The organism is Roseateles sp. P5_B10 (assembly GCF_056400485.1).
Genome location: NZ_JBFULE010001447.1, coordinates 1 through 733, shown reverse-complemented (window position 1 = coordinate 733; position 733 = coordinate 1). Strand labels below are relative to the sequence as shown.

2 protein-coding genes are annotated in these 733 nt (G+C 65.2%); both read right to left on the bottom strand.

Annotated features, from left to right (window positions below; all coding sequences use genetic code 11):
- Positions 1-373: protease inhibitor I9 family protein (locus AC1DU6_RS33900; RefSeq protein ID WP_477862790.1), on the bottom strand; the 373-nt coding region annotated here is incomplete at its 3' end.
- A gap of 29 nt (positions 374-402) precedes the next feature.
- On the bottom strand, positions 403-733 hold a 331-nt coding region (locus AC1DU6_RS33895), incomplete at its 5' end, for an NF038120 family PEP-CTERM protein (RefSeq protein WP_477862788.1).

The window sequence follows — 733 nt, the reverse complement described above, 5'->3', positions numbered from 1 at the left end:
GCCACAGGCCGACGACCTGGCTGTTGGTGCYCAGCGAGCGGGCTTCGTCATCCGTCAGGCTGGCGGCAAAACCGTTGAACACGGTCTTGTAGGTCGCCAGGACGGGCGCATTGCCGACCAAGGAGATCACATTGCTTTGCTGCTGGCTCAGATAGCTGATGTAGGCCTGCACGGCAGCGCTGCCGTACTTGAAGGTTTCACCGGCTGCCGGTTGGGTGGCGGCCAGGCCTGACACCGTGCCCTGGTAGGAGGCAGCGGGTTCGTCCTTGAGCTGGACGATGTAGGTCTTGCGATCCTGCGCAAAGGAGCTTGTGGCCAAACCTGAGAGCAGAACCAGCGTCGCCAGTGCGGCGGGCTTGAGTTTCATCTTCATCAAAGAGTCCTTTCGATGCAAACGGCGGATCAGACAGCGCGACGGCGGCTGGCCCGGAAGGCGGCAAGGCCGGCGACGCTCAGCAGAGCGAGGCTGGCGGGCTCGGGCACGTGCTCGATGACGACGTCATCCAGCGCGAACTGGGCTCGGTCGGTGCCAAAGGCCGTGCAGCTGCCGGTGGTGCCCGGCGTGGGGCAGGCGAAGCCGAAGGCGTAGACATAGTCCCACTCGGTGTTGCCGAAGGCGCCGGTGCTGTAGGTTCCGAAGTTCAGGTTGCCCGCCGCGTCCAGGCCGGTCAGCGCGAAGGTGGCGGTGGTCGACACGCCATTGCGCACACCTTGCAGGCGTACGAAGCCGGGG